The sequence below is a fragment of the Nonomuraea rosea genome (assembly GCF_039539705.1).
Classification (GTDB): Bacteria; Actinomycetota; Actinomycetes; order Streptosporangiales; family Streptosporangiaceae; genus Nonomuraea; species Nonomuraea rosea.
The window spans coordinates 142,328-168,896 of the sequence record NZ_BAABDQ010000001.1 but is presented as its reverse complement, the minus strand read 5'-3'; the positions used below and the strand labels follow the sequence as shown (position 1 = coordinate 168,896).

24 protein-coding genes are annotated in these 26,569 nt (G+C 70.3%); 12 read left to right on the top strand and 12 right to left on the bottom strand.

Annotation, left to right across the window (positions count from 1 at the left end; translation table 11 throughout):
• The first annotated feature begins 75 nt into the window (after positions 1-75).
• Complete coding sequence (locus ABEA43_RS00770; RefSeq protein ID WP_345557536.1) at positions 76-900, top strand: hypothetical protein; 825 nt, start codon at positions 76-78, stop codon at positions 898-900.
• Between the two features lie 51 nt (positions 901-951).
• Here the strand turns inward: ABEA43_RS00770 and ABEA43_RS00765 are convergent, their stop codons facing one another.
• The 5 genes from ABEA43_RS00765 to ABEA43_RS00745 form a co-directional block, all read right to left on the bottom strand.
• Entirely contained in the window at positions 952-1,689 is a 738-nt protein-coding gene (locus ABEA43_RS00765; protein WP_345557535.1) for a DUF4097 family beta strand repeat-containing protein, read from the bottom strand.
• Between the two features lie 86 nt (positions 1,690-1,775).
• Positions 1,776-2,615 (bottom strand): LLM class flavin-dependent oxidoreductase, encoded by an 840-nt coding sequence (locus tag ABEA43_RS00760; RefSeq protein ID WP_345557533.1) that lies wholly within the window; start codon positions 2,613-2,615, stop codon positions 1,776-1,778.
• On the bottom strand, positions 2,612-3,442 hold the full coding sequence (locus tag ABEA43_RS00755; protein ID WP_345557531.1) for a GNAT family N-acetyltransferase: 831 nt from the start codon (positions 3,440-3,442) through the stop codon (positions 2,612-2,614). Before ABEA43_RS00755 ends, ABEA43_RS00760 begins: the two co-directional genes overlap by 4 nt.
• A 117-nt stretch (positions 3,443-3,559) precedes the next feature.
• Positions 3,560-3,907: an STAS domain-containing protein gene (locus ABEA43_RS00750; RefSeq protein WP_345557529.1), complete on the bottom strand. Its 348-nt coding sequence runs from the start codon at positions 3,905-3,907 to the stop codon at positions 3,560-3,562.
• Between the two features lie 34 nt (positions 3,908-3,941).
• Entirely contained in the window at positions 3,942-5,384 is a 1,443-nt protein-coding gene (locus ABEA43_RS00745; protein ID WP_345557527.1) for an LCP family protein, read from the bottom strand.
• Between the two features lie 80 nt (positions 5,385-5,464).
• Here ABEA43_RS00745 and ABEA43_RS00740 point away from each other — a divergent pair, with 80 nt between their 5' ends.
• On the top strand, positions 5,465-6,481 hold the full coding sequence (locus tag ABEA43_RS00740; RefSeq protein ID WP_345557525.1) for a glycosyltransferase family 2 protein: 1,017 nt from the start codon (positions 5,465-5,467) through the stop codon (positions 6,479-6,481).
• On the opposite strand, the gene ABEA43_RS00735 is transcribed toward ABEA43_RS00740, so the two are convergent.
• Positions 6,478-8,214, bottom strand: coding sequence for a CDP-glycerol glycerophosphotransferase family protein (locus ABEA43_RS00735; protein WP_345557523.1), 1,737 nt, complete (start codon positions 8,212-8,214; stop codon positions 6,478-6,480). The genes ABEA43_RS00740 and ABEA43_RS00735 overlap by 4 nt on opposite strands.
• A gap of 26 nt (positions 8,215-8,240) precedes the next feature.
• On the bottom strand, positions 8,241-9,530 hold the full coding sequence (locus ABEA43_RS00730) for an SDR family NAD(P)-dependent oxidoreductase (RefSeq protein ID WP_345557521.1): 1,290 nt from the start codon (positions 9,528-9,530) through the stop codon (positions 8,241-8,243).
• A 144-nt stretch (positions 9,531-9,674) separates the two neighbouring features.
• Between ABEA43_RS00730 and ABEA43_RS00725 the strand changes: the two genes are divergently transcribed.
• From ABEA43_RS00725 to ABEA43_RS00700, 6 genes are all read left to right on the top strand, one after another.
• The gene (locus tag ABEA43_RS00725; protein WP_345557519.1) at positions 9,675-11,090 is read left to right on the top strand and encodes a CDP-alcohol phosphatidyltransferase family protein; all 1,416 of its coding nucleotides are present in this window, start codon (positions 9,675-9,677) and stop codon (positions 11,088-11,090) included.
• 11 nt (positions 11,091-11,101) lie between these two features.
• Positions 11,102-11,710, top strand: coding sequence for a DUF5941 domain-containing protein (locus tag ABEA43_RS00720; protein ID WP_345557517.1), 609 nt, complete (start codon positions 11,102-11,104; stop codon positions 11,708-11,710).
• Positions 11,711-11,820: 110 nt separating this feature from the next.
• Entirely contained in the window at positions 11,821-12,555 is a 735-nt protein-coding gene (locus tag ABEA43_RS00715) for a phosphocholine cytidylyltransferase family protein (RefSeq protein ID WP_345557515.1), read from the top strand.
• A gap of 28 nt (positions 12,556-12,583) precedes the next feature.
• The gene (locus ABEA43_RS00710; protein ID WP_345558756.1) at positions 12,584-13,624 is read left to right on the top strand and encodes an iron-containing alcohol dehydrogenase family protein; all 1,041 of its coding nucleotides are present in this window, start codon (positions 12,584-12,586) and stop codon (positions 13,622-13,624) included.
• Complete coding sequence (locus tag ABEA43_RS00705) at positions 13,602-14,369, top strand: CDP-alcohol phosphatidyltransferase family protein (protein ID WP_345557513.1); 768 nt, start codon at positions 13,602-13,604, stop codon at positions 14,367-14,369. Before ABEA43_RS00710 ends, ABEA43_RS00705 begins: the two co-directional genes overlap by 23 nt.
• A gap of 187 nt (positions 14,370-14,556) precedes the next feature.
• Positions 14,557-15,441, top strand: coding sequence for a glycosyltransferase family 2 protein (locus ABEA43_RS00700; protein ID WP_345557511.1), 885 nt, complete (start codon positions 14,557-14,559; stop codon positions 15,439-15,441).
• A 9-nt stretch (positions 15,442-15,450) separates the two neighbouring features.
• Here ABEA43_RS00700 and ABEA43_RS00695 read toward each other — a convergent pair whose 3' ends face one another.
• Positions 15,451-16,164, bottom strand: a complete 714-nt coding sequence (locus tag ABEA43_RS00695) for an acetoacetate decarboxylase family protein (protein ID WP_345557509.1) — start codon at positions 16,162-16,164, stop codon at positions 15,451-15,453.
• 93 nt (positions 16,165-16,257) lie between these two features.
• On the opposite strand from ABEA43_RS00695, the gene ABEA43_RS00690 reads away from it, so the two are divergent.
• Positions 16,258-16,713 (top strand): RNA polymerase sigma factor, encoded by a 456-nt coding sequence (locus ABEA43_RS00690; RefSeq protein ID WP_345558754.1) that lies wholly within the window; start codon positions 16,258-16,260, stop codon positions 16,711-16,713.
• Between the two features lie 89 nt (positions 16,714-16,802).
• Entirely contained in the window at positions 16,803-17,618 is an 816-nt protein-coding gene (locus ABEA43_RS00685; RefSeq protein WP_345557507.1) for a hypothetical protein, read from the top strand.
• A gap of 5 nt (positions 17,619-17,623) precedes the next feature.
• Here the strand turns inward: ABEA43_RS00685 and ABEA43_RS00680 are convergent, their stop codons facing one another.
• The 4 genes from ABEA43_RS00680 to ABEA43_RS00665 form a co-directional block, all read right to left on the bottom strand.
• Complete coding sequence (locus ABEA43_RS00680; protein WP_345557505.1) at positions 17,624-18,586, bottom strand: glycosyltransferase; 963 nt, start codon at positions 18,584-18,586, stop codon at positions 17,624-17,626.
• A gap of 56 nt (positions 18,587-18,642) precedes the next feature.
• Complete coding sequence (locus ABEA43_RS00675) at positions 18,643-19,866, bottom strand: acyltransferase family protein (RefSeq protein ID WP_345557503.1); 1,224 nt, start codon at positions 19,864-19,866, stop codon at positions 18,643-18,645.
• Positions 19,867-20,041: 175 nt separating this feature from the next.
• Positions 20,042-21,676 (bottom strand): LCP family protein, encoded by a 1,635-nt coding sequence (locus tag ABEA43_RS00670; protein ID WP_345557502.1) that lies wholly within the window; start codon positions 21,674-21,676, stop codon positions 20,042-20,044.
• 144 nt (positions 21,677-21,820) lie between these two features.
• Complete coding sequence (locus ABEA43_RS00665) at positions 21,821-23,341, bottom strand: hypothetical protein (RefSeq protein ID WP_345557500.1); 1,521 nt, start codon at positions 23,339-23,341, stop codon at positions 21,821-21,823.
• Positions 23,342-23,498: 157 nt separating this feature from the next.
• Here ABEA43_RS00665 and ABEA43_RS00660 point away from each other — a divergent pair, with 157 nt between their 5' ends.
• Both ABEA43_RS00660 and ABEA43_RS00655 read left to right on the top strand, forming a co-directional pair.
• A complete protein-coding gene (locus ABEA43_RS00660) occupies positions 23,499-25,532 on the top strand; it encodes a hypothetical protein (RefSeq protein ID WP_345557498.1) in 2,034 nt (677 codons plus the stop codon).
• Positions 25,533-25,638: 106 nt separating this feature from the next.
• Positions 25,639-26,568, top strand: a complete 930-nt coding sequence (locus ABEA43_RS00655) for a glycosyltransferase family 2 protein (protein WP_345557496.1) — start codon at positions 25,639-25,641, stop codon at positions 26,566-26,568.
• Position 26,569: the final 1 nt, after the last annotated feature.

The window sequence follows — 26,569 nt, the reverse complement described above, 5'->3', positions numbered from 1 at the left end:
AGCGGACAGTCAGTAATTGCTGTTAGGGTCGTCCCTCACCCCTTGAACGAGTAAAGAAACCTGCATGGGAGGGTCATGCTGACCGCCAGGAAAATCGCAGTTGTCGCGTCCGTGCTGGCCGGAGCGGCAGCGCCGGTGGTGGCGGTGGCGCCTGCGGCCAGTGCCCAGACAGCCCCGGCCTGGGTCGCGTACCACAACCTCAGTGCCTCCGACAGCGTGGCGCGGGTCAAGCAGCTCAAGGGCCAGGGGTATCGGCCGATCACGGTAAACGTTTCGGACGGCGAGCGGTACGCGGCCGTCTGGGTCAAGGACAGCTCGTCGGCGGCGTGGGGCATCTGGCAGGGCATGTCGCCCGAGGCGTTCCAGCAGCGCTTCGACGCGGCGCTGAAGGAGGGGGCGCAGCCGATCTCCGTCTCCGCCACCGGCTCGGGCGACTCGGTCGTGTTCACCGCCATCTTCCAGAAGAAGAGCGGAAGCTTCGTCACCAAGTCGAACCTCACCGGGGACAAGTTCGCCGCGCTCAACAAGGAGGCGGTGTCCAAGGGGCTCGCGCTGGCCTCGGTCGACGCGTACGGCACCCCCGGCGACATCCGCTACGTGGGCGTGTGGACCGCCAACAAGGGCGGGGCCTGGTACTACTCCTACGGCAAGTCCCGGGACGCGCACGAGGAGTACTTCTACGCCAAGAAGAAGCAGGGCTTCCGGCCGGTCGGGGTGGCCGTGGCGCCGGACGGCACGTACTCGGCGATCTGGCGCAAGGACGGGGTCAAGTCCTGGGCCCACTACGTCGACATGTCCAGCTCCGGCTACCAGAAGCGGTTCGACGACCTCAAGAGCAAGGGCCTGGCGCCCGTCCAGGTGAACGCCGAGAACGGCAGGTACGCCGCCATCTGGCAGTAAAGCGGAAGCCGCCATCTGGCAGTAAACGAAAGCAGGGTGGTCGCCCCGCCGTCACGGTCTGCGGGCCAGGATCCGGATGTCGCCGGACGTGCTGCGCGCCACGATCGTCCTGCTGCTCCCGGCGTCGTTCTTGATCTCAGAACGTTCGCCGCCCTCCTTGCTCCTGACCGTCACCGCGTAAGACCCCGGCGGCACGGTAGCCGTCACCCGTCCCTCCCGGGACTGCAGGTCGAGCCCCGTCGGCGCGCCCGCGAACGTCAGGTCGATCGCCCCGTCGGCGGTCCTGCACCGGACGTTCGCGGACGTGAGCCCGTCGCCGGTGATCGGCCCCTCGCTGAGCAGCCGCAGCCGTCCCGAGGTGCCGGACACCTGGATGCGGTCCCGGCTGGACACGTCCACGTCCTGGCCGAGGTCCTTGAGGATGACGCCGTCCGCCGCGTCGATCGACAGCCGCACCCCCGGCGGCACCTTGATGTGGTAGCGGGCGCCGCAGTCGCCGAAGACCATGGAGCAGTTCGCGCTGAGCCGCAGCGTTCCGTCCCGTAATGACCAGGCGGGGGAGTCGGCCGCCTTGCCGCGTACCCACCGCTCCACCTCGACCTTGCCGCCGCTGCCGGGCAGGACGCGGACCCCGCCCAGCGAGGAGCTGATCTTCAGCTCGGTCCCGGTGTAGGGGAACGACTGGGCGGTGCTGACCTCTTCGGCCTCCAGCCGCACGCCGCAGCCGGCCGTCGCCGCCAGTGCCGCACTCGCCGCGAGTGCCACGACTCGCTTCATGGGTCGCCTCATGAGAGTGATCGTGGCCGAGGGCGGAATGCCCGCCATCGGCCATCCGACCGACCACCATCGACCATTCGGTCAGAGCCGCGAAAAATCTACAGGGCCGACAGGACCGCGTGCACGTGCCGCAGCGGGTCCGCCCCCAGGGGCCGCAGGGCCACCGTGTACGCCCCGGCCGCCCAGAACGCCTTCACCTGAGCCGCGGCCTCCGCGGGCGTCCCCGCGGCCATCACCACCTCGTCAGGGCTGATCCCCAGGAACTCGGCCTGCCCCGCCACCATGGCCCCGGTCGCCTCGGCGGCGCCGTCGCCCGTGTGGAGGTAGGTGAACACCACCAGCTCGTGCTCAGGGCCGCCGTCGATCTGCTCCAGGATCCCCGGCACCTGCGCGGGCCCCACGCCCTCGGGCACGATCGTGCCCTGCGCCACGCGCCCGGACAGCGCCAGCGAACGCGGCCCCTTCACCCCGGCCAGCACGGGCGGCGGCTCGGCGGGCGGATGCACCAGCGAGACCCCGTCCAGCCGGACCGACTTCCCGTCGAGGGTGACCGTCTCGCCGCGCAGCAGCGCGCGTACGGACGTGATCGTCTCCTCCAGGAGCGCGAGCGGCGACGACGCGGCCACGCCCACCTGGCGCATCCAGTCCTGTACGCCGTGCCCGATGCCGGCCGCCAGCCGCCCGGGGTGCACGCGGGCCAGGTTGGCCAGCTCCATCGCCAGCAGCATCGGGTTGCGCAGGGGAGCGGGCGTGATCCCGATGCCGACGCGCAGCCGGGAGGTGACGGCGAGCGCGGTGGCCGCGGCCGAGATGCCGCCGGTCCAGCCCAGGTCCTCCACCACCCACAGGTCGTCGACGGTGGTCTCGTCGAGCTCCCTGGCGAACGGGATCAGCTGCTCGGGCGGCAGGTCCCTGTCGAACATGACCCCAAGTCTCACGATGTCCTCCAGTAATAGCGATACAGCCGGCCGACCTCCGAGTATCCAGCACGCAGGAACGCGTTCGCCGTCGGGACGTTGGCGAGGTCGGTGGCCGCGACGATGCGCTCCAGCCCGGCCTCGGCCAGCGTGCGGGTGCCCCTGGCCAGGAGGTCGTCCACGTAGCCGTGGCCGCGGTGCTCGGGGACGACGCCGATGTAGGCGATCGAGTGGTCGTCGGGGGCCACCAGGCCGACGGGGGAGTCGCCCAGGTGGCCGACCACGAACCAGTCGGGCTTGCCCTTGCGGTTGACCAGGTCGTCGTACATCCAGCGGGCCTCGTGCGCGGCGCCCGCCGTGGCCACCTCGATCTGCGTGTCGTAGTCGAGGGAGCCTTCCGAGATGCGTACGAGCAGGTCGAGCACCTCGTCGGGCGCCATCCGGCGCGCGGGGCGGTAGGTGAGCCGGCCGGGGTCGGCGGGGAGGTCGGTGCCCGTCACCCATTCGAGTCTGAGCCGCTCGACCTCCATGGCGAACCCGGCCAGGGTCAGCGCCTCGTGCTCCACGGCGCGATCGACGACGGGGGTGAGGCCGGGTTTGAGGGAGATGTCGTGGATTATCTTGGTCAGCCCCATCGTGGCCAGGCTGCGGCGCAGGAGCTCCGCGGCGGCGACGGGGTCGTGACCCGGGTCGAACTGCCAGACGATCACTGGCTCCGAGCCGGCGAAGGGCGCCCAGAACGCGAGTCGGGCCTGCCCCTCAGCGAAGCACCATTCAGGCCGCGTCCTGCCCTCGTCGAAGGCGGACGCGAGCTGGGTGCGCGCGGGCTCGGGGAACTGCTCGAACAACGTGCAAGCCTCCACACGTGAGGGGGCTCTCCCGCGACGTCATGGTGCCGTGAGGAGGTGTGCCCGCGATGACATGAACATGTTCTCGCACACCTCCCATCCCTGAAGCCCGCCTACTTACGCGGCGCTGCCGAGGGCCGCGCGCGCCTCCACGAGTGATCCGCTGGTCTCGAAGTGCCGGTCGAGATTCGTGATGACCAGCAGATGGCGGATCATGCCGGGCGCGAGCACGAGGATCATGCGCCCGTTCATGTGGTGGACGTAGTTGAGTGTGGCCACGAGCACGCCGAGTCCGACGGAGTCGCAGAACGGGACTTCGCTCAGGTCGACGACCAGGTTGAGCGGGTCGGCGGCGGAGATCGCCTGGTCGATCTCGGCTCGCAATCGCGGGGCGCCCGCCACGTCGAGGTCACCCACGACGTGGAGGACCGTACAAGGATCCTCCTGCCAACACCTGACCACCATGGGCCTCACCTGCCCGAACTGCAGAAAGATATGTCTATTTCTTACATATGTTCTGCATTGCCGTTTTGGTCGTTGGTGTAACACTGGGCTTCGCAGTTGGTGTGCCAGTGGACTTGTGTTTCTGGATTTTCGGCTGGTCGCTGCCGATGATCACTTCGATGCCCTCAAGGTCGGCCTTGCGCAGCTCGGCCCCGGGGATCGCGCCGGCCACCACGCGGGCCGCGGCCTCGTTGTCGCCGCCGTAGCGCACCAGGGTCTTCTTGTAGTCCTTCTTGGTGGTGTTGCCGGGCTCGCCGGTGACCTTGAAGCCGTACGCCTGCAGCGCCGTCTTCGTGCGCGCGCCGAGACCCGTGACGAGCGTGCCGTTCTTGACCTTGAGCGAGATGCGCTCGGGCGGGATCGCGGACGGCTTGGCGGACGGCTTGACCGTGGCCGTCGGGGTCGGCTTGGCCGGGTCCTGGTCCGCGTCGATCTTGGTGAACAGGTCGCGCGCCGCCTGCTTGTCCCACAGCACCGCGGACTCGCCCGTGGGCGCCTTGAAGTCGACGTTCGACAGCGGGACCTCGGCGAAGCGCACGTTCTCCAGCGAGACGTCCCGCAGCTGCGTGGCCAGGCCGATCAGCCCGTCGTCGGGATCGACCTTGACCGTGCTCAGCGTCGTGTTGACGAACGAGGCCAGCTTGCCCGGGTTGGCCAGCGTGTCGGCGCTCAGCGCGCGGTTGAGCAGCGCCGAGATGACCTGCTGCTGCCGGTCGATGCGGTCGAGGTCGGAGCGGGCGGTGGCCCGGGTGCGGGCGTAGCCGAGAGCCTGCACGCCCGCGAGCTGATGGGTGCCCGCGGGCAGGTTGAGGGCGATCTTGGGGTCGTTGATCGGCACCGGCGTGCAGACGGTGACGCCGCCGAGGGAGTCGACGACGTCGATGAAGCCGAGGATGTTCACCTCGATGTAGCGGTTGATCTGCAGCCCGGTGGCCGCCTCGACGGTCTGCTTGGCGAGCTTGGGCCCGCCGAACTGGTACGCCGAATTGATCTTGTGATCGCCCTTGCCGGGAACCGTCGTCCAGGTGTCGCGCGGCAGGCTCACCACGGTGACCTGCCTGTGGTCCTCCGACAGATGGATCACCATCATCGTGTCGGTGCGCTGACCGGACTCGCGGCCGAGCTTGAGCTGATTCTGCTGGCGGCGGCTGAGGTCGTCGCGCTTGTCGACGCCGACCAGCAGGATGTTCTCGGCGCCGCTGCTCGACGCGGCGGTCACACCCGCGTCGACGGTGCCGATCTGGCGCGGCGTCGCCCACACCACACCGGTCGTGACCAGGACTCCGGCGGACAGGAAGCCGGCCAGGAGCACGTTGCGGCGGCGGGCCTTCGCGCTCCTCTTCGGCGGCTTGCGGGCAGGGCCGGGTGCGAGTTTGACGCCTCCGTAGGCGTCCCCGCCCACGAGTACACCGGCGTCCTCCTCGTCCGGGTCGCTCATCCCGTCCCCCTTTGTCACCCCGGAAGATCGGGCTTTCGATTGCCCTCCTCCCCTGGTCGTACAGTAGCGTGAGCCCCGCCATGAAGCAGTTCCCCGACTCGCCGCACGCGCCCGCGGAGACGCGCGGCTGGCCCCCCATCTCCGTCGTCATGCCGGTCCTCAACGAGGAGCGGCACCTACGCGAGGCCGTCGACCAGGTCCTCGCCCAGAGCTACCCGGGCGAGATCGAAGTCGTCCTCGCCGTGGGTCCATCCCAAGACCGAACCCAGGAGGTCGCCGACGCCATCGCGGCGGCCGATCCCCGGGTGACCGTGGTGCCCAACCCGACGGGCCGCACCCCCAACGCGCTCAACGCCGCGATCGCCGCCTCGCGCAACGGCATCATCGCCAGGGTCGACGGGCACGCCATGCTGCCCTCCGACTACCTGCGCGTCGCGGTCGAGACGCTAGGGGAGACCGGTGCCGACAACGTCGGCGGCATCATGGCGGCGGAGGGCATCACGCCCTTCGAACAGGCCGTCGCCTGCGCCATGACCTCCAAGATCGGCGTGGGCGCCGCCGCCTTCCACGTGGGCGGCACGCCTGGTCCCGCCGACACCGTCTATCTCGGCGTCTTCCGGCGCTCGGCGCTCGACCGGGTGGGCGGCTACGACGAGCACTTCCAGCGCGCCCAGGACTGGGAGATGAACCACCGCATCCGCCAGAGCGGCGGCCTCGTCTGGTTCCAGCCGCGCATGCGGGTCTCCTACCGGCCGCGGCCCAACGTCAAGGCGCTGGCCAAGCAGTATTTCCACTACGGCAGGTGGCGGCGCGTGGTCTCGCGCACCCACGAGGGCACGATCAACCTGCGCTACCTCGCGCCGCCCGCCGCCGTGCTGGCGATGCTGCTCGGGCTGGTCGTCTCGCCGTTCTTCCCGCTCGCCCTGATCATCCCCGGCGGCTACGCCGTGGCCATCGTGGCGGGCTCGGCGCTGACGGGCGGCGGGCTGACCGCGGCGGCGAAGCTGCGGCTGCCCATCGTGTACGCGGCCATGCACTGCTCCTGGGGCTGGGGCTTCATCACCAGCCCGAAGAAGCTGGCCAGGCCGCCACGCTAAGACCCTGACACGACCCGCTCGACCGCCGCGTCGAAGCGGGTCAGCGCATCCGGATACTCCGGCCCGAGCAGGTGGCTTCTCAGCTTGATCCTCGCTCGGGCCAGCGTGTCCTCTCCGTCCAGGAGCTCCGTGAGCCCGGCCAGGTCCTCGCCGAGCAGCACGCCCGCCTCGGCGCTCGGATAGCGCTCGTGGAAGGCGCGCTCGGGCAGGCTCGCGACGTTCGTCACCGCGTACGGCTTCTCGCTGGCCAGGAAGTCGGTCACCACACTGGAGATGTCGCTGATCAGCAGGTCGCACTGGTTGAAGCAGTCGTAGAGATGCGGCTCGGGACCGGTCACGATCAGGTGCCTGATCTGCGAGGTCTCGGCGGGCGCGCTCGACGGGTGCCTGGCCTTCGACTCGGCCAGCTCGACCGCCTCGATCATGGCCACGATCTTCCGGTGCGCGCGGGCGGCGGCCTTGGCGCGGTGGCCGGTCAGCGGGTGCGGCTTGTAGATCACGCGCACCGCCGGCCGGTGGTCGAGCAGGGCGCGCACGATGCGCGGGCCCATGGTGATCAGCGACGTGTGGAACAGGTCGTCGTTCCAGCCCTCCCAGGTGGGGGCGTACAAGACGGTCCGGTACGGCAGCGCCGGCCCCTCCGTCGAGATGCCCTCCAGCTGCGGCCGGCCGACCTCGTGGATGTCCTCGTCCCTGACGCCCACCTTGGCGCGGCGGTAGCGGTCACGTCCGGCCGGCCCGGCCACCCACACCTCGTCGTACACCCGGGAGAACGGGTTGAACGAGGCCTCCTTGTCGCTGTCGCCGTGGTTGAGGAACGCGCTGCGCAGCGCCGGGATGCGCAGCATGTGGACGTTCCTGCCGACGTTGGCGACGTACAGGCACAGCTTCGCGCTGGACAGGGCGCGGAAGCTCATCAGGTCGGCCGACGACGGGATGCACAGGATCGGCAGCGTGGTCGACTCCAGATGGGTGGCCATGCCGCGCTCGCGCAGCACGACGATCGCGCGCCTGCTGATGCGTTCGAGCGTGGGCAGCCACATCCTGGCCTGGTAGGCGGCCGCCGTGGCGCCGGAGAAGTACAGGATGACCTCGGGCCGGTAGGCCTTGACCTGCTCGCCCACGACCTCCAGGACCCTGGCGGTGTCGGTGAGCGGGGTGGCGCGCCGTACGTACGGGATGAGGGCGAGCGCGCCCGCCGCGCCGAGCGCCACCGCCAGGCCCGCGCCGAGCGCCGCGGGCAGCACGCCGACCGCCGCGCCCAGCACCGGCAGCGCGTCCAGGTAGAGGAAGCGCACGCTCCTGGAGTCGCGCAGGAATCCGGGCGGCAGCTTGGGGATGCGCAGCGCGGAGACGTCGAGGTTGCGGGTCGTCACCGGCATCCTGCTGAGCGTCTGCTTGAGCCGCATGGCCAGGCCCGTGTGCAGCGCCCGCACCACGTGGATCGCGAACAGGCCGGCCGCCAGCGCGGCGAACCACGGCGAGTCGGGTCCGGCCGTCCGCGCCACCAGCAGCAGCGCCATGGTCTCCCTGGCCGCGAACCGCATCGTGAGCCCGAGGTGCACCCTGCCGAGCACGTCGGGCAGCGGCCGTCCGGCGCGCGGCGCGGCGTATTCGACGGCGTAGGAGGCCGCGGCGATCAGCCCGAACAGCGCCGGCGCCGGCCAGAGCGCCGTCACCAGCAGTGCCGGGTAGCAGCCGAGCAGGGCGGCGATCACGATGAGTCTCCCCATGTGATCGCACGGTAACAAGCTTCAGGTCAAGGGGCGTCCAGGCGCACGTCTATGACGTGCCCGGATAGAGCGGAGATGAGGATGTCCAGTGAGGTCTGAGCGGCCAGGTGCGCAGACGCGGTGGTATTGACGCAGTTGACCCTGATGCCGTCGGCGGCCCACTCGGCGGCCAGCGTCCGGGTCAGCCCGGCCACCGCGCCCGCGGCCGAGGCGTGCAGCGCGCCGGAGCCGGGCGGGACGTGCAGCAGCAGGCTCTCGCGCAGGTGCGGATGGGCGGCGCGGGCCACGTTGAGAGCGCCCAGGAAGCCGATGCCCACGACGTCGGCGACGCTCTCGTCGGAGACCTCGGCGAGCCTGCCCAGGTGGCTCACGCCCGCCGCGTTCACCACGTGGTCGACGCCGCCCACCCCGGCCAGCGCCTTCGCCACCGAGCCCGCGTCCTCCACGCGCACGCCGTCGGCCCTGGAGAAGGCGTGCACCCGCGCTCCGTGCGCGGCGGCCAGCCCGGCCAGCTCGGCCCCCGCGCCGTAGGAGCCGAGGACCACCACGCTCTTGCCGTCGAGCGCGCCCGCGGCGGCGGCCGGCGGCCGGGGGGCGGCGAGCTGGAAGAGCCGCTCCGCGATGTGCAGGTCGGCGGGATGGGTGACCTTGATGTTGTGCTCGCTGCCCGGCACGAGGTGGATCGGCACCTCCGGCAGGTAACGCAGCACCACGCCGCAGTCGTCCGTGGCGGGCCGGCCGGCGAAGCCGGGGTCGGCCATGGCCCGCTCGTACGCCTCGCGGATCACCGACAGCCGGAAGCACTGCGGCGTCTGGCTGCGCCGCAGCCGCGACCGGTCCAGGACCTCGCCGATGACCTCGCCGCCGGCTCCGGGGACGGCCACGAGCACCGTGTCGGAGCTCGGGATCGCCACGTTGACGGCCACATGCGTCTCCAGCGCCCTGACACACTCGGTGATGATCCGGGGCTCCAGGAGGGGGCGTACGGCGTCGTGGAGGAGCACGTTGCACTCCGCCGCGCCGATCGCCCGCAACGCCCGCCAAGTGCTCTCGGTACGGCTCGCGCCCCCGTCCACGACCTGGGCGACCTTGTCATAGCCGCCCTTCGCGACGATCTCCCGCACCCGGTCGCCGAACCCCGGCGTCATCAGCACCACGATCTCGTCGATCTCGGGCGCGTCCTGGAAGACGGCCAGCGAATGTTCGATGATCGTCCGGCCCGCGACCTCGATGAGCTGCTTGGGCGTGTCGCGCCCGACCCGTTGCCCCACGCCGCCCGCGAGGAGCACTCCGACCGACCGCAGCCGTGAATCCATACCGCGAGCGTAACGGTCCTGTTCCGTGATATCGCGATGACCGGTCGCTACGCTGTGTCTACGCACCCCCCGCGTCTGAGCACTCCCAAGTCCATGCACTCCCGAGTCCAAGCACTCCCGAGCGACCGGGAGGAGGCCTGCGCTTTGCCCGACTCATTGATCCGCGAGAGCACGACCACGTCGGTGGTGCTGCTCGCCACGACTCCCGCCTGCAGACTGTCCTGTGCCGACGGCACCCTGCTCGACAGGATCAGCGACCAGCTCGCCGTCCTGCCCATCCGTGACGTCCAGGTGGTGACTCCCGGCGGCGGCCTCGGAGCCGATCTCCGGGGCGTCGCCAAGATCGCCCGTACGTCCACAGGGGCCGTCGCCGTGCTCCCCGCCGACCTCGTCGCCCACACCGAGGCGATCGCGCTGCTGCTCGAACACCCCGCGCGTGACACGGGCGCGCTGATCTCGCACGACCCGGCCGCCGCGCCCATGCGGCCGCCCGTACGCGTCGAGGGCGGCCGGATCGTCGCCGCGGGCAGCTCGTTCCACCTGGTGCCGGAGGCGAACGCCACGTTCAGAGGCGTGCTCCAGGCGGGCGAGGCCGACCTGGCCTCGCTGGCCGACATCGCCGAGGAGCTGGCCGAGCTGGCCGACACGGGCAGGCTCGGCCCCGTCACCGCGGTCGAGGCGGTCGACCTGCTGCTCGTCGGGCTGGTCAGGTCGGGCGTGCCGGTTCGCGCGGCCGGGCTCGGCCCGCTGCACGCCGATCGCGTCACCGGCCAGAACGCCGCCGACAGCGCGGTCACCCGGCTGGCCGACGTCGACGAGGCGAAGGTCAGGCTCGACACCTCGGTCAAGGAGGACGACGGCTTCTTCGCCACCTTCCTCGTCTCCTCCTGGTCCCGCTACCTGGTCAAGCCCGCCGTCCGGCTCAAGCTCACCCCCAACACCGTCACCGGGATCTCCGCCGGCCTGGCGCTGCTGTCGGCCGTCTGGTTCTCCGCGGGCACCCCGCTCGGGCGGCTGTCCGGGGCGCTGCTGCTCTACCTGTCGTTCGCGCTCGACTGCCTCGACGGCCAGCTCGCCCGCTACACCCGCTCGTTCTCGCCGCTCGGCGCCTGGGCCGACGGCATGTCGGACCGGTTCAAGGAATACGCCGTCTACGTGGGGCTGGCCTTCGGCTTCGGCGGTTACGACATCTGGTATCTCGCCGTGGCCGCGATGATCGTCCAGGTCGTACGGCACGCCATCGACTACACCTACGCGGGGGCCGTCACCGACGCGGCCCGCATCGGGGCCATGTGGGGCCGCCCGGCCCGCTCCCTGCTGGAGTCGGAGGACGCCCGCCGCGCCCCCGGGGTGCTCGGGCTGGCCCAGCTCATGGAGCGGGACACGATCGCGCGCTGGATCAAGAAGATCATCGTGCTGCCCATCGGCGAGCGCATGGCGCTGATCGCCGTCACCGCCGCCGGCTGGAACGCGCGGGTGACGTTCCTGGCCCTGCTCTGCTGGGGCGGCGTGGCGGCCCTCTACCAGCTCGCCGGACGGATCGCGAGGTCGGCACGATGATTTCGGTCCACATGACACCCGTCCCCAACAGCACCGTCGTGGCCTACCGCGACGACGGGCCGCTCTCGCGGGCCATGGGCCTGCTCGTGGCCGGCCAGCTCCCGCCGCTGCCTCCGGTGATCGCGGGCACGTTCGTCACCGGCGTCCTGCTGCTCATCGGCGTGGCGGGCTCCGACGGGCTGGCCGTGTTCGCGCCCGCCGTGACGCTGCTGCTGGCCGGGCCGGGCAGCTCGCATCCGCATGACGGGCGCTTCGACTGGCTGGTGCCGCCGATCCTGCGGCTCATCGAATACAGCTTCATCGCGGCCTGCGGGTTCGCCCACGCGGTGCATCCCGTGCTGATCTTCCTGCTGCTCGGAGCGCTGGCCTTCCACCACTATGATCTTGTCTACCGGTTGCGGCAGCACGTCTATCCGCCACCGTGGCTGGCCACGCTCGGGCTCGGCTGGGACGGCCGGATGATGGCGGTCTCGCTGGTCGCCCTCACGGGCTGGCTGACCGGTGGCTACCTGGTGCTCGCCGTCTACCTGTGGGGGCTGTTCGGCTGGGAGAGCCTGACCTGCTGGTTGGCCGCGCCCCGATCCGGGGTGGAAGCGACCGATATGGGAACGCAAGACTAACGCCGGATTACCCGCGGAGGGGCCAAAGACGAATACTCTTTGGGCTTACGGTGGGCTGCGCTGTGCGCTCGCCGCACCGAACGTAGACATGCTCGACTGAGGAGTGCACGTTGCTGGGAATGGTTCTGGCTGCTGGAGCCGGACGACGCCTGCGGCCGTACACCGACACGCTGCCCAAGGCGCTCGTGCCGGTCGACGGCGAAACCACGATCATGGACATCTCGCTGCGCAACCTCGCCGAGGTGGACCTGCGGGAGGTCGTGGTCGTCGTCGGGTACGCGGCGCAGGCCGTGCACGAGCGCAAGGACGAGCTGGAGCGGCGCCACGGCGTCAAGCTCACCCTCGTCCACAACGACAAGGCCGAGGAGTGGAACAACGCCTACTCCCTCTGGTGCGCCCGCGACTACTTCGCGCAGGGCGCGCTGCTGGTCAACGGCGACACCGTGCACCCGGTCTCGGTCGAGAAGACGCTGCTGTCCGCTCCTGAGACCAGCGACATCCTGCTCGCCGTCGACGACGTCAAGCAGCTCGCCGACGAGGAGATGAAGGTCACGCTGACCCCCGAGGGCTCGCTGCGCCGCATCACCAAGCTGATGGACCCGGCCACCGTCTACGGCGAGTACATCGGCGCCACCCTCATCAGGCCGGGCGCGGCCGACCGGCTGGCCGACGCGCTCAAGGCCACGTTCGAGCGCGACCCCCAGCTCTACTACGAGGACGGTTACCAGGAGATGGTCGAGCGCGGCGAGATCATCCACGCCGCGCCGATCGGCGAGGTCGACTGGGTCGAAGTGGACAACCACGACGACCTGGCGAAGGCTCGCACCATAGCCGTGCGCTACTGAGGGGGCGCGGATGCCGCTTCTAGCGAGGATGTTGCCGGCGCCCCTGACCATGGACGTCAGGCGTGGCGCGGTGGCGCAGCTCGGCGCCCTGCTGGCCGACAGCCGTGTGGCCACCTCCGGCAGGGTCGCGGTGGCCGTCGGCCCTGGGCAGGGCGACCACATCGAGAGCCTGATCGCGCCCACCCTGGGCGAGGCAGAGGTGTTCAGGGTGGCCGACGGGACGGTCGACGCGGCCGTCTCACTCGGCGCAGACCTGCGCAAGGCCGCCTACGAGGTCGTGGTGGGCGTCGGCGGCGGCAAGACGATCGACGTGACCAAATACGCCGCGTCGCTGGCGGGCATCCCGATGGTCGCGGTGGCCACCAACCTCTCCCACGACGGCATCTGCTCGCCCACGGCCTCCCTGGTCTACGAGGGCGGCAAGGGCTCCTTCGGGGTGCCGATGCCGCTGGCCATCCTGGTCGACCTCGACTTCGTGCACAGCGCGCCGCAGTCGCTGGTCAGGGCCGGCGTCGGCGACGTGGTGAGCAACCTGTCGGCGATCGAGGACTGGCAGCTCGGCAACGTCGAGCGCGGCGAGCCCATCGACGGGCTGGCCTGCTCGATGTCACGCACCGCCGCCGAGGCGCTGATCGGCCGTACGGACTCCATCGAGTCCGACGCGTTCCTGACCGTGCTGGCCGAGTCGCTCATCCTGTCCGGCATGTCGATGGTGGTGGCGGGCTCCTCACGGCCCGCGAGCGGCGGAGATCATGAGATCCTTCATGCCGTGGATCAGCTCTTTCCCGGCACCTCCAACCACGGCGAGCTCGCCGGGATCGGTGCCGCCTTCTGCTTCTTCCTCAGGGAGGACGAGGCCCGGGTCCAGCAGGTCGTCGCCTGCCTGCGCAAACACCAGCTGCCGGTCGTCCCGGCCGACATCGGGCTGACCAGTCAGCAGTTCGCCGAGGTCGTCGCCCTGGCGCCGGCCACCCGTCCCGGCCGTTACACGATCCTGGAGCACCTGCGCATGCAGGACTCCGAGATCCGCGATCGGGTGGAGGACTATGTCCGGGCCTTCGGTCACTGACCTGCGGCGGGTGGCCCAGCCCGAGGGCCACCTGGAGCGCAAGAACGGCGAGCACTGGGCCGGCGTCCTCTACATGCGCAGGCTGTCCATCTACGTCACCTGGCTGCTGTCCAAGACCCCCGTCACGCCCAACCAGCTCACCTGGGTGATGACGGTGGCCGGGGTGCTGGCCGGCGTCGTGCTGGCGCTGCCGGGCCTGTGGGCGGCCCTGGCGGCGGCCCTGCTCGTCCAGGTCTACCTGCTGCTCGACTGCTCCGACGGCGAGCTGGCCCGGTGGACGGGGAAGACCTCGCTGGCCGGCGTCTACCTCGACCGCGTCGGGGCCTACTTCACCGAGGCCGCCGTGCTCGTCGGCCTGGGCTGGCGGGCCTCGGCCGTGCTGCCCGACTGGTACACCGTCCTCGGCCTCGCGGGGGCGCTCGGCGCGATCCTCATCAAGGCCGAGACCGACCTCGTGGACGTGGCGCGGGCCAAGGGCGGCCTGTCGACGGCCACCGAGGCGTCCGTGGCGCAGTTCCGCTCCGGGCTGCTGGGGCTGGGCAGGCGGGTGCTGGGGGCGACGAAGTTCCACCGGATCGTGCAGCCGATCGAGCTGTCGATGCTCGCTCTCGTGACCGCGGTGATCGACATGGTGACCGGAGACCTCACGGCCACGAGGGTGCTCGTGGTCGCGTGTTTCGTCGCGGCCTGCCTACAGGTTGTCCTGCATTTGGTCAGCATCCTGGCATCGAGGCGGCTGGCGTGATCTCATGTCGGAACCGGAGGCGCTTCCCGTCCGTCGTATTCATCGGACGTCCTCCGTTCGGTGGGGGTTCACCATCGGTTCCGATACGCTTAGCTCCACCAATATCAGGAATTATGCATACCAGCAGACTCGGTGATCATGAAAGAATGCTCCGCCCGTGTTCTCGACGCGTCAGGACGATGATTCGTTGAAGATCTCGTGCGTCATCCTCACCATGGGAAACCGGGTCGCGGAGCTGAACCGGGCAGTCGAGTCCGCGCTCAACCAGATCGACGGCGACGTCGAGGTGGTGATCGTGGGCAATGGGGCAGACGTGCCAGCGGTGCCGGCGACGCCACCCGAGGGGTCGGCCGCGGTCGTGAAGACGATCCGGCTCGACCAGAACACCGGCATTCCTGCAGGCCGTAATCGCGGCGTGGAGGAGTGTTCCGGCGATGTCGTGCTGTTCCTCGACGATGACGGCTGGTACGCCGACCAGAAGGTCGTGGCCCACGTACGCGACCGTTTCGCCACGGAGCCGGACCTCGCGGTGATCTCCTTCCGCGTGATGGACCCCGACGGCGGCATCGGTCAGCGGCGGCACGTCCCCAGGCTGCGCGCGGGCGATCCGCAGCGCTCCTCGCCCGTCACGACGTTCCTGGGCGGGGCCTCGGCGATCAGGCGCTCGGCCTTCCTCCAGGTGGGCGGGCTGCCCGAGCGGTTCTTCTACGCGCACGAGGAGACCGACCTGGCCTGGCGGCTGCTGGGCGAGGGCTACCGGATCGAGTACGACGCCGAGACGGTGATGTACCACCCGCAGGTCCCGCCGACGCGGCACACCGACTTCTACCGGCTCAACGCCCGCAACCGGGTCTGGCTGGCCCGGCGCAACCTGCCATGGCCGCTGGCGTTCCTGTACCTGACCAACTGGGTCGTCCTCACCATCATCCGCGAGCGCGCCTCAGGGGCGCCGCTCAAGGCGTGGTTCACCGGCTTCTTCGAGGGCCTGCGGACCCCGGCGGGCGAGCGCCGTCCCATGGCCTGGCGTACGGCGTGGCGCATGGTCAAGCTCGGCCGTCCCCCCATCGTCTGAGCCGCCGGGTCAGAGGCGCGCGGCCTCGCCGAAGGTCATCGCGGCCCGCGAGACGGTCGAGCTGAACATGGCCCGCTTCGGCAGCCCCAGCTCGCTCAGCTCCTTGGCGATGGGGTGGTTGCCGAGCCGGATCAGCGCGCCGCTCGGGCGGATGCGGGCGCCGCGGGCGCGTACGGTCCAGGGAACGCGCCGCGTGACCCCCTCCCGGTGCGTGTAGGCGTCCCGCGGCGTCATGACCGTCGCGCCCGGCACGGGCGCGCCCGGCTTGATCAGCAGGTCGAGCACGAGCCTGCCGTCCTTGCGCAGGACACACCGCTTGTACGGCGAGTCCAGCCGCAGCTCGATGTCCGCCAGCTCCTTGGGGAACCCCCAGAGCGTCCGCCCCGCCTCCATCGTGAACGACTGGTCCACGGGCAGCCAGTGCACGAACACGCCGGCCTGCCGCAGGTCCCCGAGCCCCACGGAGCCGGGCACGCCGGGCGGGCGCACCAGGAAGGCCATGCCGAACTCGTGGTAGGTGTCGAGGTCCCCGTCCCGGTAGTCCACGAACAGCAGTACGCAGACGGCCTTGCCGGGAAGCACCTCGGCCACGTCGAGGCCGGAGTAGGCGATCACCGCCCTGGCGGCGTCGGCGCGCACGGGGTAGAAGGCGCTGCAGACCTCGGCATCCCTCACGCGCACAGGCATGCCCACCGTCCGGCCCTGGATCAGATGCGATGCCATGCCCCCAGTACATCAACCTCGAAGCCATGTGACCATTCCCGCCCTGGGGGCGTCTACGTGTGATGTGACAATCGGCAGAACACGGGGGGCGTCATCATCGAGGAGCTGTACCGCGAGCACTGGGCGCTCGTGTGCGGGTTCCTCCTGCGCAGGACGCGTGATCCCCATCTCGCGGAGGACCTGGCCCAGGAGACGTTCGTCAAGGCGACCAGAGCGCTGCTGGGCTGGCGCGGTGAGAACCCGGCCGCGTGGCTGCTCACGATCGCCCGCAACGTCCTCGTCGACCACGTCCGCCGCGGCCGGCGCGAGCTCGCCCTGCCCGATCCCGACGAGCTGGGCGTGCCGCCGCTCCACGTGGCCGCCCTCGACGTGCGCGACGCCCTCGACCGGCTTCCCGAGCAGCATCGCCGGCTGCTCACGCTGGTCTACTTCGAGGGCTTCTCGCTGGTGGAGGTGGCCGCGATGACCGGCAGGAAGCACGCCTCGATCAAGACCGCCGTGTGGCGGGCCAGGAACGCCTTCGCCGACATCTACGGAGAAACGCCATGACTGATGACTTTCCGGAAATGCCGGACTTTGACCCTAAGGTGACCAGGAAGGCGGTCCGGCGCGGACTCTTCAGGACCACCTTCAGCGCCTTGGCGATCATTCTCGTGCTCGTCCTGGCGGCCACGTTCGGCTCGGCGCTGGCGCAGCAGCGCGGCGACCGCGAGCAGCGCATGATGGACGTGCTCGGCACCGCCTTCAAGCTGTACAACCCGGCCTACACGGTGACCACGGGCGAATGCTGCGAGACCACGCCGGTGTCGATGTCGTTCGAGGCGTTCGCGGCCCCGCTGCGCGCCGCCGGCGGCTTCTACCCGGTCGGCAGCGACACCTACACGATCAGCCAGGACTTCTTCGGCCGTGTGGGCCACCTGCCCATGGGCAGCACCGCCAACACCCGGCTGGCCATCGCGCTCTACGACGTCGGCGGCACGCTGGCGCCCAAGGAGGACGTCCGCAAGGTGCTGGCCAGTCTGCCGGAAGGGCTCAACGCGCTGGCCGTCGTGGAGTTCGCGACGCCTCTCGCCGCGGCCGGCCTGAAGGCATTCCTGGAGCAGAACGAGTCGTGCGCCGCGAAGGTGGTCTACGAGCGCAGGACGGGCTCGCTGCCCATCACCTGGGGCGACACCACCTGGGACCGTGGGAAGTTCGCCGAGGGGAAAGAGCCGTGCGGCGTCGGCCTGGGCAACTTCCGCTCCTGGGTCGCCAAGCTCCGCGGCTACGACAACGCGAACCTGCGCCGCTTCGACCTGTCCCTGAGCCGGCTGCGCAAGGCGGCGGGCGACGGCCTGGCCTATGCGTACGTGGACTCGCGCGTCTCCGTGAAGCGGCTGCGCGAGCTCATCGAGGACCCGCGCGTCCGCACGATCCGGCTCGCCGACGCCACCTTCGACCTGGACCGCCCCTGAGCCGCCTAGACGGCCAGCGCGTGGGCGCCGAGTCCCGCCCACGTCTCGGCCTGGCCGGCGAAGGCCGCGGCGTGGTCCGGCCAGTGGTGGCGCAGCCGCGCTTCCGCGTGGCCCCGCGTGCCCAGCTTCAGCCGCCGCGCCGGGTCCTCCTTCAGGTCCAGCACGGCGTTCAGCGCCGCGTCCACGTCCAGGGGCACCACGACGCCGCAGTCGGCGGCCTCCACCATCGAGCCGCCCTGCGGCGTGGTGATCACCGGCAGCCCGCGGCCCATGTAGTCCATGATCTTCGTCGGCGGCGTCCGCACGGTCTCACCGGACAGCGAGAGCCCGGCCAGCGCACCCTCGGCCATGCGCAGGGCGTGCCGGTTGGGCACGTACCCGAACCAGTCGAGCAGGCCGACCCGCTGCGCGTCACGCAGCAGCGGCCGCACGCCGGGTGCGGCGGCGCCGATCAGGTCCATCCTGATCCCGTGCGGGACCAGGCGCTCGGCCAGGCCGATCAGCTCCGTCACGCCGCACTCGGTGGACAGGCGGCCGATGTGCACAACCCTGGTGTCGCCGGGAGGAGGCGGGCTGGACGACACCAGGGTCGCTTCGGGCACCACCGCGGGGCCGATCAGCCGGTGGCGCCGCCCGGCTCTGGCGAGGAGCCTGGACGTGACCCGCTCGCGGACATCCCAGACGACCGGCGGCCGCCGGTAGGGGAGCGCACGCAGCAGGCGGTGGTCGTGCACGATCAGCAGGTCCGCGTCGCGTACGCCGCGCCTGAGCGCCGTGCGCGCCCGGCCGTAGGAGGCGTGGTGCGGCACGTCGACCGCGGCGATCCCCATGGCGGGGGTCACGTTGAAATAGGTGAAAGGCGCGACGTAGGTCACCTCGTGGCCCGCGTCGATCAGCGCCCGGATCTGCCTGTGCATGATCCGGGCGTCCTCGGGATGATGGACGGTGGTGGCGACACATGCGCGCATGTGTCGATGCTCCGCGCCTACCAGGTCAAAGGCGTTAATGCGGGTGGAACGGTCGCTTAACTTCGGGAGGGGCGGCGATAGAGCCACACCAGGCGGGGCTCGAGCACCCACTTGAAAACGGTGCGGGTCTCCGGCAGGCACAGCACGATGGCCAGCGCGAAGCAGCTGAAACTGATCGCCAGCACGCCGAGCGGCCCGTGCAGCCACGGGAACTCCAGCCAGCCCTGATCCTTGGCGATCAGCACGGGGATGCCGTGCAGCAGGTAGCAGTAGAGCGTGCGGGTGCCGAGGTCGGAGAACCAGGTCTCGCCTCGCGGCACCAGCGCCAGCACGGCGAAGCACATGGCCAGCGCGCACACCAGCAGGCCGGTGCGCATGCCGAGACCCATCCACCAGGACAGGTCGAGGTCCTGGTAGCTGCTCTTGAAGTAGAAGGGGTCGAGCGGGGCCTTGGGCGCGACGACGATGGCCACGGCGGCCGCGCACAGGATCGTGACGACCGAGACGATCTTGATCCAGCGCCGGTTGAGCATCTCGAAGTGCTCGGGCTGCATCACCAGGCCGATCACGAAGAACGGCATGAGACCGAAGAAGCGGTCCATACTGAAGTCGCCCTCGATCTGCGAGAACCCGGCGAACAGGTAGATCGCGATGGCCACCGGCACGGGATGCTTCATCCGCTTCCACACCGGTGTCGACAGGCGCCAGAACAGCAGCGCCAGCAGATACCAGTTGAGCCACGCCGGGTCGATGATCGTCAGGCTCCACTTCTGGCCCAGCCCGAAGCGGAGTGCGGCGTAGCCGACCTCGACGATCACGTACGGGACGAGAAACGTGTCGACCAGCTTGTTGGTCTTCGCGTTGGAGTTCCAGAAATTTCTGGACAGGTAGCCACTGATCAGGACGAACAACGGCATGTGGAAGGTGTAGATGAAGATGTAGAGGGCCCTGGAGGAGTCGGCCGAGAGCGTCGGCACCAGCGAGTGGCCCACGACGACGAGCGCGATCAGGACGAACTTGACGTTGTCGAGATAGGGGTCGCGCTTGCGCTTGGCCGGCTCAGGCTGCTGCTGCGGCTCCGGCCGGGGCGCGGGTGGCGCTTCCTGGACGGCCTTCTGCGGCTCGGTGCGCTCGCCCGGCGCGACGCCGTGGGGATCGGTCTCCTCGCTCCAGAACGTCTCCTCCGGCAGCGGCCACCGGGCTCCGGTGTTGGCCGGACCACCGTCCTCCTCAGGGCTACGCGGGGTGGTGACCGGTGGGGAGGATCTGGTGTCAGACACAGGGGAGTCGCTCAGCTTCGCTCGGGGCCGGGGAACACGACGGCAACGCGACCGCCGGATGATCTTACTGCTCCGTGTCGCGCTGCGTCGCCGACCCGCAACACACTATCCCGCCGGGCGGCTCCTGTCTCTTGAGCGAGTCGAGAACGCCCGGTTACACAGGGAACTTGGAGGCTCAGGTGCAGACGTTGCGCTGTTCCGAGGCGGTGATCGTGCTGTTCTTCACGCTGTCGGGGAGCTTGGTCACCTTGATCGAATCGAAGTCCTCGCCGACCACGAGCTGGATCACCGGAGTGCCCTTCGTGGCGGCCCCCGCGGTGGTCACCGTGGTGGAGTAGGGCTGCGGGTTGGTCGCCGCGACCTTGCCGGCGGCGGGCGCGGGCTTGGGCAGGACGGCCCCGGCCAGGGTGTCGGCGTGGTCGGGCGCGGTGGTGATCGTCTTGGCGTAGTGGATCTCGCTCTTCGCCAGGCTCTTGCCCCCGGCGGCCGTGTAGTTGCCCACGCCGGTGACGGTGAAGCCCTGCTTGACGAGCTGGTCGGCGACCTCGCGGGCCTTGCCGAAGGTGGTGGTGCCGTTGAGCACCTGGACCCGCACCTGCTCGGGCTTGACGGTGACCTTGGGTTTGGCGCTCGCACTGGCGGACGGCGTGGGAGCGGCGACCTCGGTGTCGTTCTTGATCGAGGTGAAGAGCTCGGTGGCGTCCGGCTCCGTCCAGACCACGCGGTTCTTGTCCTGCGGGTCGGGCCCCCACGGGATCGTGGTGAACTGGACCCCCTTGGCCGTCAGGGCCTTGGCGCTCGTGGCGATCTGGATGAGCTGCTCGGTGTCGTTGGCCAGCTCGGGGTCCATGGTGACCGACCCGGCTACGGCGGCGATGAAGTCCGTCAGCTTGCCGATGTCGGTGAGCAGATCATTGCTGGTGGCCTTGGCGACGACCTTGCTGAGGAAGATCTGCTGGCGCTTGATGCGGCCGATGTCGCTGTTGTCGCCGTAGTGGCGCAGGCGTACGTAGCCCAGCGCCTGCTCGCCGTTGAGCGTGCTCCTGCCCGGTGGCAGGACCAGCTTGGAGGCCTTGTCGTTGACGCCCGACTTCAGGCAGATCTCGATGCCTTCGAGCGCGTCCACGATGTTCTTGAACCCGCTGAAGTCCACCTCGACGAAGTGGTTGACGCGGATGTCGGTGAGCGTCTCGATGGTGGAGATCGTGCAGGCGATGCCGCCGGAGTTGTACGCCGAGTTGATCATGTCCCGGCGCGGCGGCATCTCCTGCTTGGTGGTCTCGTTCTTGCACTTCGGGATCTGCACCATCGAGTCGCGCGGGAAGCTGATCAGGCGTGCCTGGTCCCGGTTGGGGGAGATGTGCATGAGAATGATCGTGTCGGTGCGCTTGCCGCCCGCGTCGGCCTCTCTGGCCTGCTTCTGGCCGTATTTCGCGTTGCCGTCGCCCGCGCGGGTGTCGGAGCCGACGAGCAGGACGTTGAGTGCGCCGGTGTCCAAGGGGCGTGGGTTGATGATGTCGCCCTTGACGTCCTTCTGGGTGATGTTGCCGAAGGCGTCGCGGTAGACGGTGTAGCCGGTCAGCGCGCCCGCGACCATGAGTGATGTGACGCCGATGCTGACCCAGGCCAGCACGCGCATCTTGCCGCCGCCGCCCCCGTTGCCGCGGTGGCCACGCGGGGGCCGGTCGTCCGGCGGTGGCGGCGGAGCCGCCGCGGCCGCCCTGCGGGCCATCCTGCTGCCAGGTTGCGTCGGGGCGGACCGGTAACCCTGCTCCGGATCGACCGCCGGCGCGTGCCTGTAGTCGCTCATACGCCCCCCAGCCTCACTTCTTGCGCCTGACGCGCTGGCTTGGTCGCTCCGCGCCACGAGACTAGGTCACGTACGGCGTGCTCAGAGTCCCGATCGCGGGAAGCGGTCGTGATCCGAGCGTGATGTTTCCGCGGCACAGCATACTCAGAGCCGGACATTGGGTGGAATATCATCGCCAAACTCTTTCTGACTACCGGACTGTTTCAGCACGTCAGGCCTGATACTGAGGGCCGCCGCCAAACAGGCCAGGGGTACGGCCGGCAACACGTACCGATAGTCGAACTCGGCTGCCGCGGCTGGCGTGATCAGCAGCACGACGGCCGCTGACCAGGGCACCAGCCAGGCCGGAGACTCCGCGAGGCGCATCCCCTTACGCCTGCGCACCATGGCCGCCACCGGCGGCACCAGCAGAACCCCCAGCAGCACCGGTCCGGGCAACCGCGCAATGCTCTGGTAGGCCCGCAGCCATCCGGCGTAAGGCTCGACGATCTTCGTACCGATCGCACCCTGCTCATAAAGCTTGGCATATTCGGCGCCGACCTGCGCGGGATAGCGGCCAGGTGGCCCGGGTGGCGTCACCGGGAACTGGTAGTAACCGTAGATTTCCGGGTCGGGATAGACCGGCCGCCCCCAGGCGAAGGTGCGGCCGAGCTCCGTCAGCACCGAGGCGGCGTAGTCGAGCGGCTGCCGGGTGATCGCCAGCATGGCGAATCTGGCCGCCAGATCGTCGTTCTCCTTGGTGAACGTGATGCCCGGCAGCAGCACCAGCGGGGCATCCTTGGCCCAGATGTACTCCTGGGAGGGCGGCCGCTGCTCCGGCGGGCGTGGGTCGCACAGGACCTTCAGGTCGGCGGGCGGGTCCATCTTCGCGCAGTCGGCGAACGCCATCGTGCGGGCGTAGAGGAACGCGCCGTTCGCCCCCACGATGCCGACGCGCTGGTACGTGGCGTAGAACCAGGCGCCGTAGGCCAGGATCGGCACCAGCGCGGCGGCGAGCAGCACCCCCGCCAGCCGCACCCTCCTGCGCAGCACGAACCAGGCAGCCAGGACCACGATCAGCGGCTGGCCGACGGTCCTGGTCAGGGTGGCGGCGGCCAGCAGCAGCCCGATCGCGGCGATGGTGGCCGGGCGCGCAGTCGAGCACAGCGCCACGGCCGCCACGACCAGGAACATGAACAGCGTGTCGGAGACCAGCAGGTGCTCCAGCTCGACCTGGTACGCGTCCAGCAGCACGGGCACCGTGGCCAGCGTCGCCAGCCATCTGGGCGCCCGGCGCGCGAGCCGGTAGATCAGCACGCCGGTGGCCAGCCCGAGCAGGTGGTGCACGGCGGCGACCAGGCCGAAGGCGTGGAACGGCTCCAGCAGCTTGAGGAAGATCGAGTAGCCCGCCGGCCGGACCAGGTCGGGGCGCGGCTTGAAGACGGTGACGACGTAGGTGTAGGTGTCGGGGAACCACAGGGCGGGCCGGTAGCCGAGCATCGCCAGGGCGCGCAGCGCCGTGCCCAGGGCCAGGACGGCCAGGAACCATCCGTGCCGCCGTACGAGACCGTCCCGGACCAGCGAAACGAGGCGCGCACGGCCGCGCGACAGGACGTCCAGCAGGACGTTCAGCAGGCTCTTGAGCGGGCTGCGGGGCAGGCGCCGCCTGCCACGACCGGTCCTCACGGGATCCCCCGACGTCACGCGCACGTCCCCTCGCTCCTGCTCTCACTGGTCGCCGGCACGCCGCGTACGCTACCTGCGTTTGCCGGGTCGCCTCGCCGGCACCCGGCACCCGTGCCGCGGGCTTCACAGGCGCGGGATTGGATACGCTCGCTCACCGATGGAACTCCAACGACCGGGCCTCCGGCAGCCCGGCCAGGTGCTCGCCGCGCTCTCGGTGGCGCCCGCGCTCGCCGTGGCCGGCTGGCTGCTCGCGGGGCTGCCGCTGCTGCTGCTCGGCCGGTTCGCGCCGCTGCCCGCCGCGCTGCTCGGGCTGCCCGCCGCCGCGCTGCTGTGCTGGGCGGGGACGCGGCGGCTCGGCAAGGTGGTCGAGGCCACCTCCCGGCAGGTCGCGGGGGTCGTGGCGGTGGCCGCGGTCACGGGCGTGTTCAACGCCGTCATGCACTCCGAGCAGCTCGTCGTCCGGCGCGATCCGGCCACCTACGCCCAGTACGCGGCCTGGATCGCCGGCCACGGCTCGCTGCCGATCCCCGACCCGGTGGCGGCGTTCGGCGGCGACGACCCCTGGCTGGTCTTCGCCGGCGTCGGGTTCTACGACGTGGGCGGGGCGGTGACGCCGCAGTTCATGCCGGGGCCGCCGCTGCTGTTCGCGGCGGGGGACTGGCTGGGCCTGCCGTTCCTGGTGCCGCCGCTGCTGGGCGCGCTGGCCGTGCTCACGGTGTCCGGGGTGGTCGCGCGGCTGGCCGGGGCGCGGTGGGCGGTGCCCGCAGCGCTGGCGTTCGCGGTGAGCCTGCCGATCCTCTACACCTCGCGCACCACGTTCAGCGAGATCCCGTCGCTGATCCTGCTGTTCGGGGGGCTGGCCCTGGCGCACGACGCGCAGGCCGCCGCCGATCGCGGGCAGGGGCGGTGGCGCGGGCTGCTGGCGGGGCTGGTGTTCGGGCTGGCCGTGCTGGTCAGGGTGGACGGGCTGCGTGACCTGCTGCCGATGCTGGCGTTCGCGGGGCTGCTGATCGCGATGCGGCGCTTCGCCAGGCCGCAGGGCGCGCTGGGGCTGCCGCTGCTGGGCGGCCTGGTGGCCGGGGCGGGGCTCGGGTTGCTGGCGGCGTACCTGCTGGCCCGGCCCTACCTGGAGTATCTGTCCGGTTCTGTGCGGCCGCTGCTGCTCATCTGCGGGGCCGTGCTGGTCGTCACCCTCCTGGGTACGGCCGCCGCGCCGCTGCTGGCCAGGATCCGGCGGCCGGCGTGGCTGCCCGCCGCGGGGGCCGGGCTGGTCGTGCTGCTCATGATTGCCCTGTACGCGCGCCCGTGGGTGCAGACCGTCACCCGCGTGCCCGCGAACGTCGAGGACCGGCGCACCTTCGAGATGATCGAGCAGACCCAGCGCGCGAACGTCCTGCCCGTCGACGGCACCAGGCTCTACGTGGAGAGCTCCCTGCACTGGGTGGTCTGGTACGTCGGCCTGCCCGTGGTCGTCCTGGCCACGCTCGCGGCGGCCGTGCTCGTGCGCAGGCTGCTGCGCGACGGCACCCCGTTCGAGTGGCTGCTGCCGCTCGCGGTCGTCGGCTGGACGACCGTCACCACGCTGCTGCGGCCCGAGATCACCCCCGATCACCCGTGGGCCGCCCGCCGCCTGGTGCCCGTGGTGATCCCCGGGCTGATCCTGCTTGCCACGTACGGGCTGGCCTGGCTGCGCGAGCTCGCCGGGCGGCGGCGGTCCAGGCCCGGGCTCCGGCGGTGGGGGATGCCGCTCGCTGTCCTGCTCCTCGTCGCCCCCGCGGCCGTGACCTCGATCGGCACCGCGTTCACACCGGTCGAGCGGGGCGAGGCGGCGGCCGTGGCGGCCATGTGCGCGCGCATCCCGCGCGACGCGTCGGTGCTGATCGTCGAGCGGGTCACCGGCGATCGCCTCACCCAGGTCGTCCGCGGCATGTGCGACCTGCCCGCGGCCAGGGTGGCCAGGGTGAACAACGCGGACACCGCGCCTGAGGCCGAGGTCCGCCGCCTGATCGGCCGCGTGCGCGCCGCCGGCCGCGTCCCCGTCGTGCTGGGGGCCGGCGACTCGCAGGTCTCGCCGTACGGGCCGGCGGTTCAGGTCATGGCGCTGGCCACCCGCCAGGACGAGCGGTCGCTGGTGGACGCCCCGAACGGCACGTGGTCACTGACGGTCGGGGTGTGGATGGCGGTGGCCTGAGCACGGCGGAGACCGGGCGGCCCTGGTGAAATGAACGCCGAACCGGGAGCTCCGAATGAGGTCATGTGGACTCGGCTTTCGGCTGGGCAGAGTAACCTCGACCCCCGTGAGCACGCTTGAGACCCCCAAGAGTGGAATTGCCGTGGAAGAAGCGCCGTACGTCACGATCGTCCTCCCCTGCTACAACGAGCAGGATCACGTCATCGACGAGGTAGAGCGCATCACCAAGGCGATGGACTCGAGCGGCTACACCTACGAGCTCGTGGCCGTGGACGACTGCTCCACCGACGACACGCTGGCCAAGCTCGAAGAGGCCGCCCCCGAATATCCGAACCTGCGCGTCCGCGCCTTCCACCGCAACGGCGGCTCCGGCACCGTGCGGCGGATCGGCACGCAGGAGGCCCGGGGCGAGATCGTCGTCTGGACCGACGCCGACATGACCTACCCCAACGAGCGGATCCCCGAGCTGGTCCAGATCCTGGAGAAGGATCAGACGGTCGACCAGGTCGTCGGCGCGCGCACCAGCGAGGAGGGCTCGCACAAGCTGCTGCGGGTGCCCGCCAAGTGGGTGATCCGCAAGGTGGCCGAGAAGCTGGCCGGGCAGAAGATCCCCGACCTCAACTCCGGGCTGCGGGCCTTCCGCAAGTCGGTGGCCAAGCCCTATCTGCGGCTGCTGCCGCCCGGGTTCTCCTGCGTCACGACGATCACGCTGTCGTTCCTGTCGAACCAGCACGACGTCTACTACCTGCCGATCGGCTACGCCAAGCGGGCCGGCAAGTCGAAGTTCAGCTTCGTGTCCGACGCCTACCGCTACATCCTGCAGGTGTTGCGGATGATCATGTACTTCAACCCGCTCAAGGTGCTCATGCCGCCCGCGTTGTGGCTGGTGGCGATCGGGTTCGTGAAGGGGGTCTGGGACATGATCCGGCAGCCCTTCTACTTCCCGGCCAACACCGTGATGATCTTCCTGTCCGGGTTGCTGATCGGATCCGTGGCGCTGCTCGCCGACCTGATCGTGCGCTCGCGAGGAGAGTGAC

Bases quoted from the DNA above. Each gene is read 5' to 3' on its own strand.
- ABEA43_RS00770 (WP_345557536.1), top strand. From the start codon at position 76: ATGCTGACCGCCAGGAAAATCGCAGTTGTCGCGTCCGTGCTGGCCGGA.
- ABEA43_RS00765 (WP_345557535.1), bottom strand. From the start codon at position 1,689: ATGAGGCGACCCATGAAGCGAGTCGTGGCACTCGCGGCGAGTGCGGCA.
- ABEA43_RS00750 (WP_345557529.1), bottom strand. From the start codon at position 3,907: ATGGTGGTCAGGTGTTGGCAGGAGGATCCTTGTACGGTCCTCCACGTC.
- ABEA43_RS00745 (WP_345557527.1), bottom strand. From the start codon at position 5,384: ATGAGCGACCCGGACGAGGAGGACGCCGGTGTACTCGTGGGCGGGGAC.
- ABEA43_RS00740 (WP_345557525.1), top strand. From the start codon at position 5,465: ATGAAGCAGTTCCCCGACTCGCCGCACGCGCCCGCGGAGACGCGCGGC.
- ABEA43_RS00735 (WP_345557523.1), bottom strand. From the start codon at position 8,214: ATGGGGAGACTCATCGTGATCGCCGCCCTGCTCGGCTGCTACCCGGCA.
- ABEA43_RS00730 (WP_345557521.1), bottom strand. From the start codon at position 9,530: ATGGATTCACGGCTGCGGTCGGTCGGAGTGCTCCTCGCGGGCGGCGTG.
- ABEA43_RS00720 (WP_345557517.1), top strand. From the start codon at position 11,102: ATGACACCCGTCCCCAACAGCACCGTCGTGGCCTACCGCGACGACGGG.
- ABEA43_RS00710 (WP_345558756.1), top strand. From the start codon at position 12,584: ATGTTGCCGGCGCCCCTGACCATGGACGTCAGGCGTGGCGCGGTGGCG.
- ABEA43_RS00705 (WP_345557513.1), top strand. From the start codon at position 13,602: ATGTCCGGGCCTTCGGTCACTGACCTGCGGCGGGTGGCCCAGCCCGAG.
- ABEA43_RS00695 (WP_345557509.1), bottom strand. From the start codon at position 16,164: ATGGCATCGCATCTGATCCAGGGCCGGACGGTGGGCATGCCTGTGCGC.
- ABEA43_RS00680 (WP_345557505.1), bottom strand. From the start codon at position 18,586: ATGCGCGCATGTGTCGCCACCACCGTCCATCATCCCGAGGACGCCCGG.
- ABEA43_RS00670 (WP_345557502.1), bottom strand. From the start codon at position 21,676: ATGAGCGACTACAGGCACGCGCCGGCGGTCGATCCGGAGCAGGGTTAC.
- ABEA43_RS00660 (WP_345557498.1), top strand. From the start codon at position 23,499: ATGGAACTCCAACGACCGGGCCTCCGGCAGCCCGGCCAGGTGCTCGCC.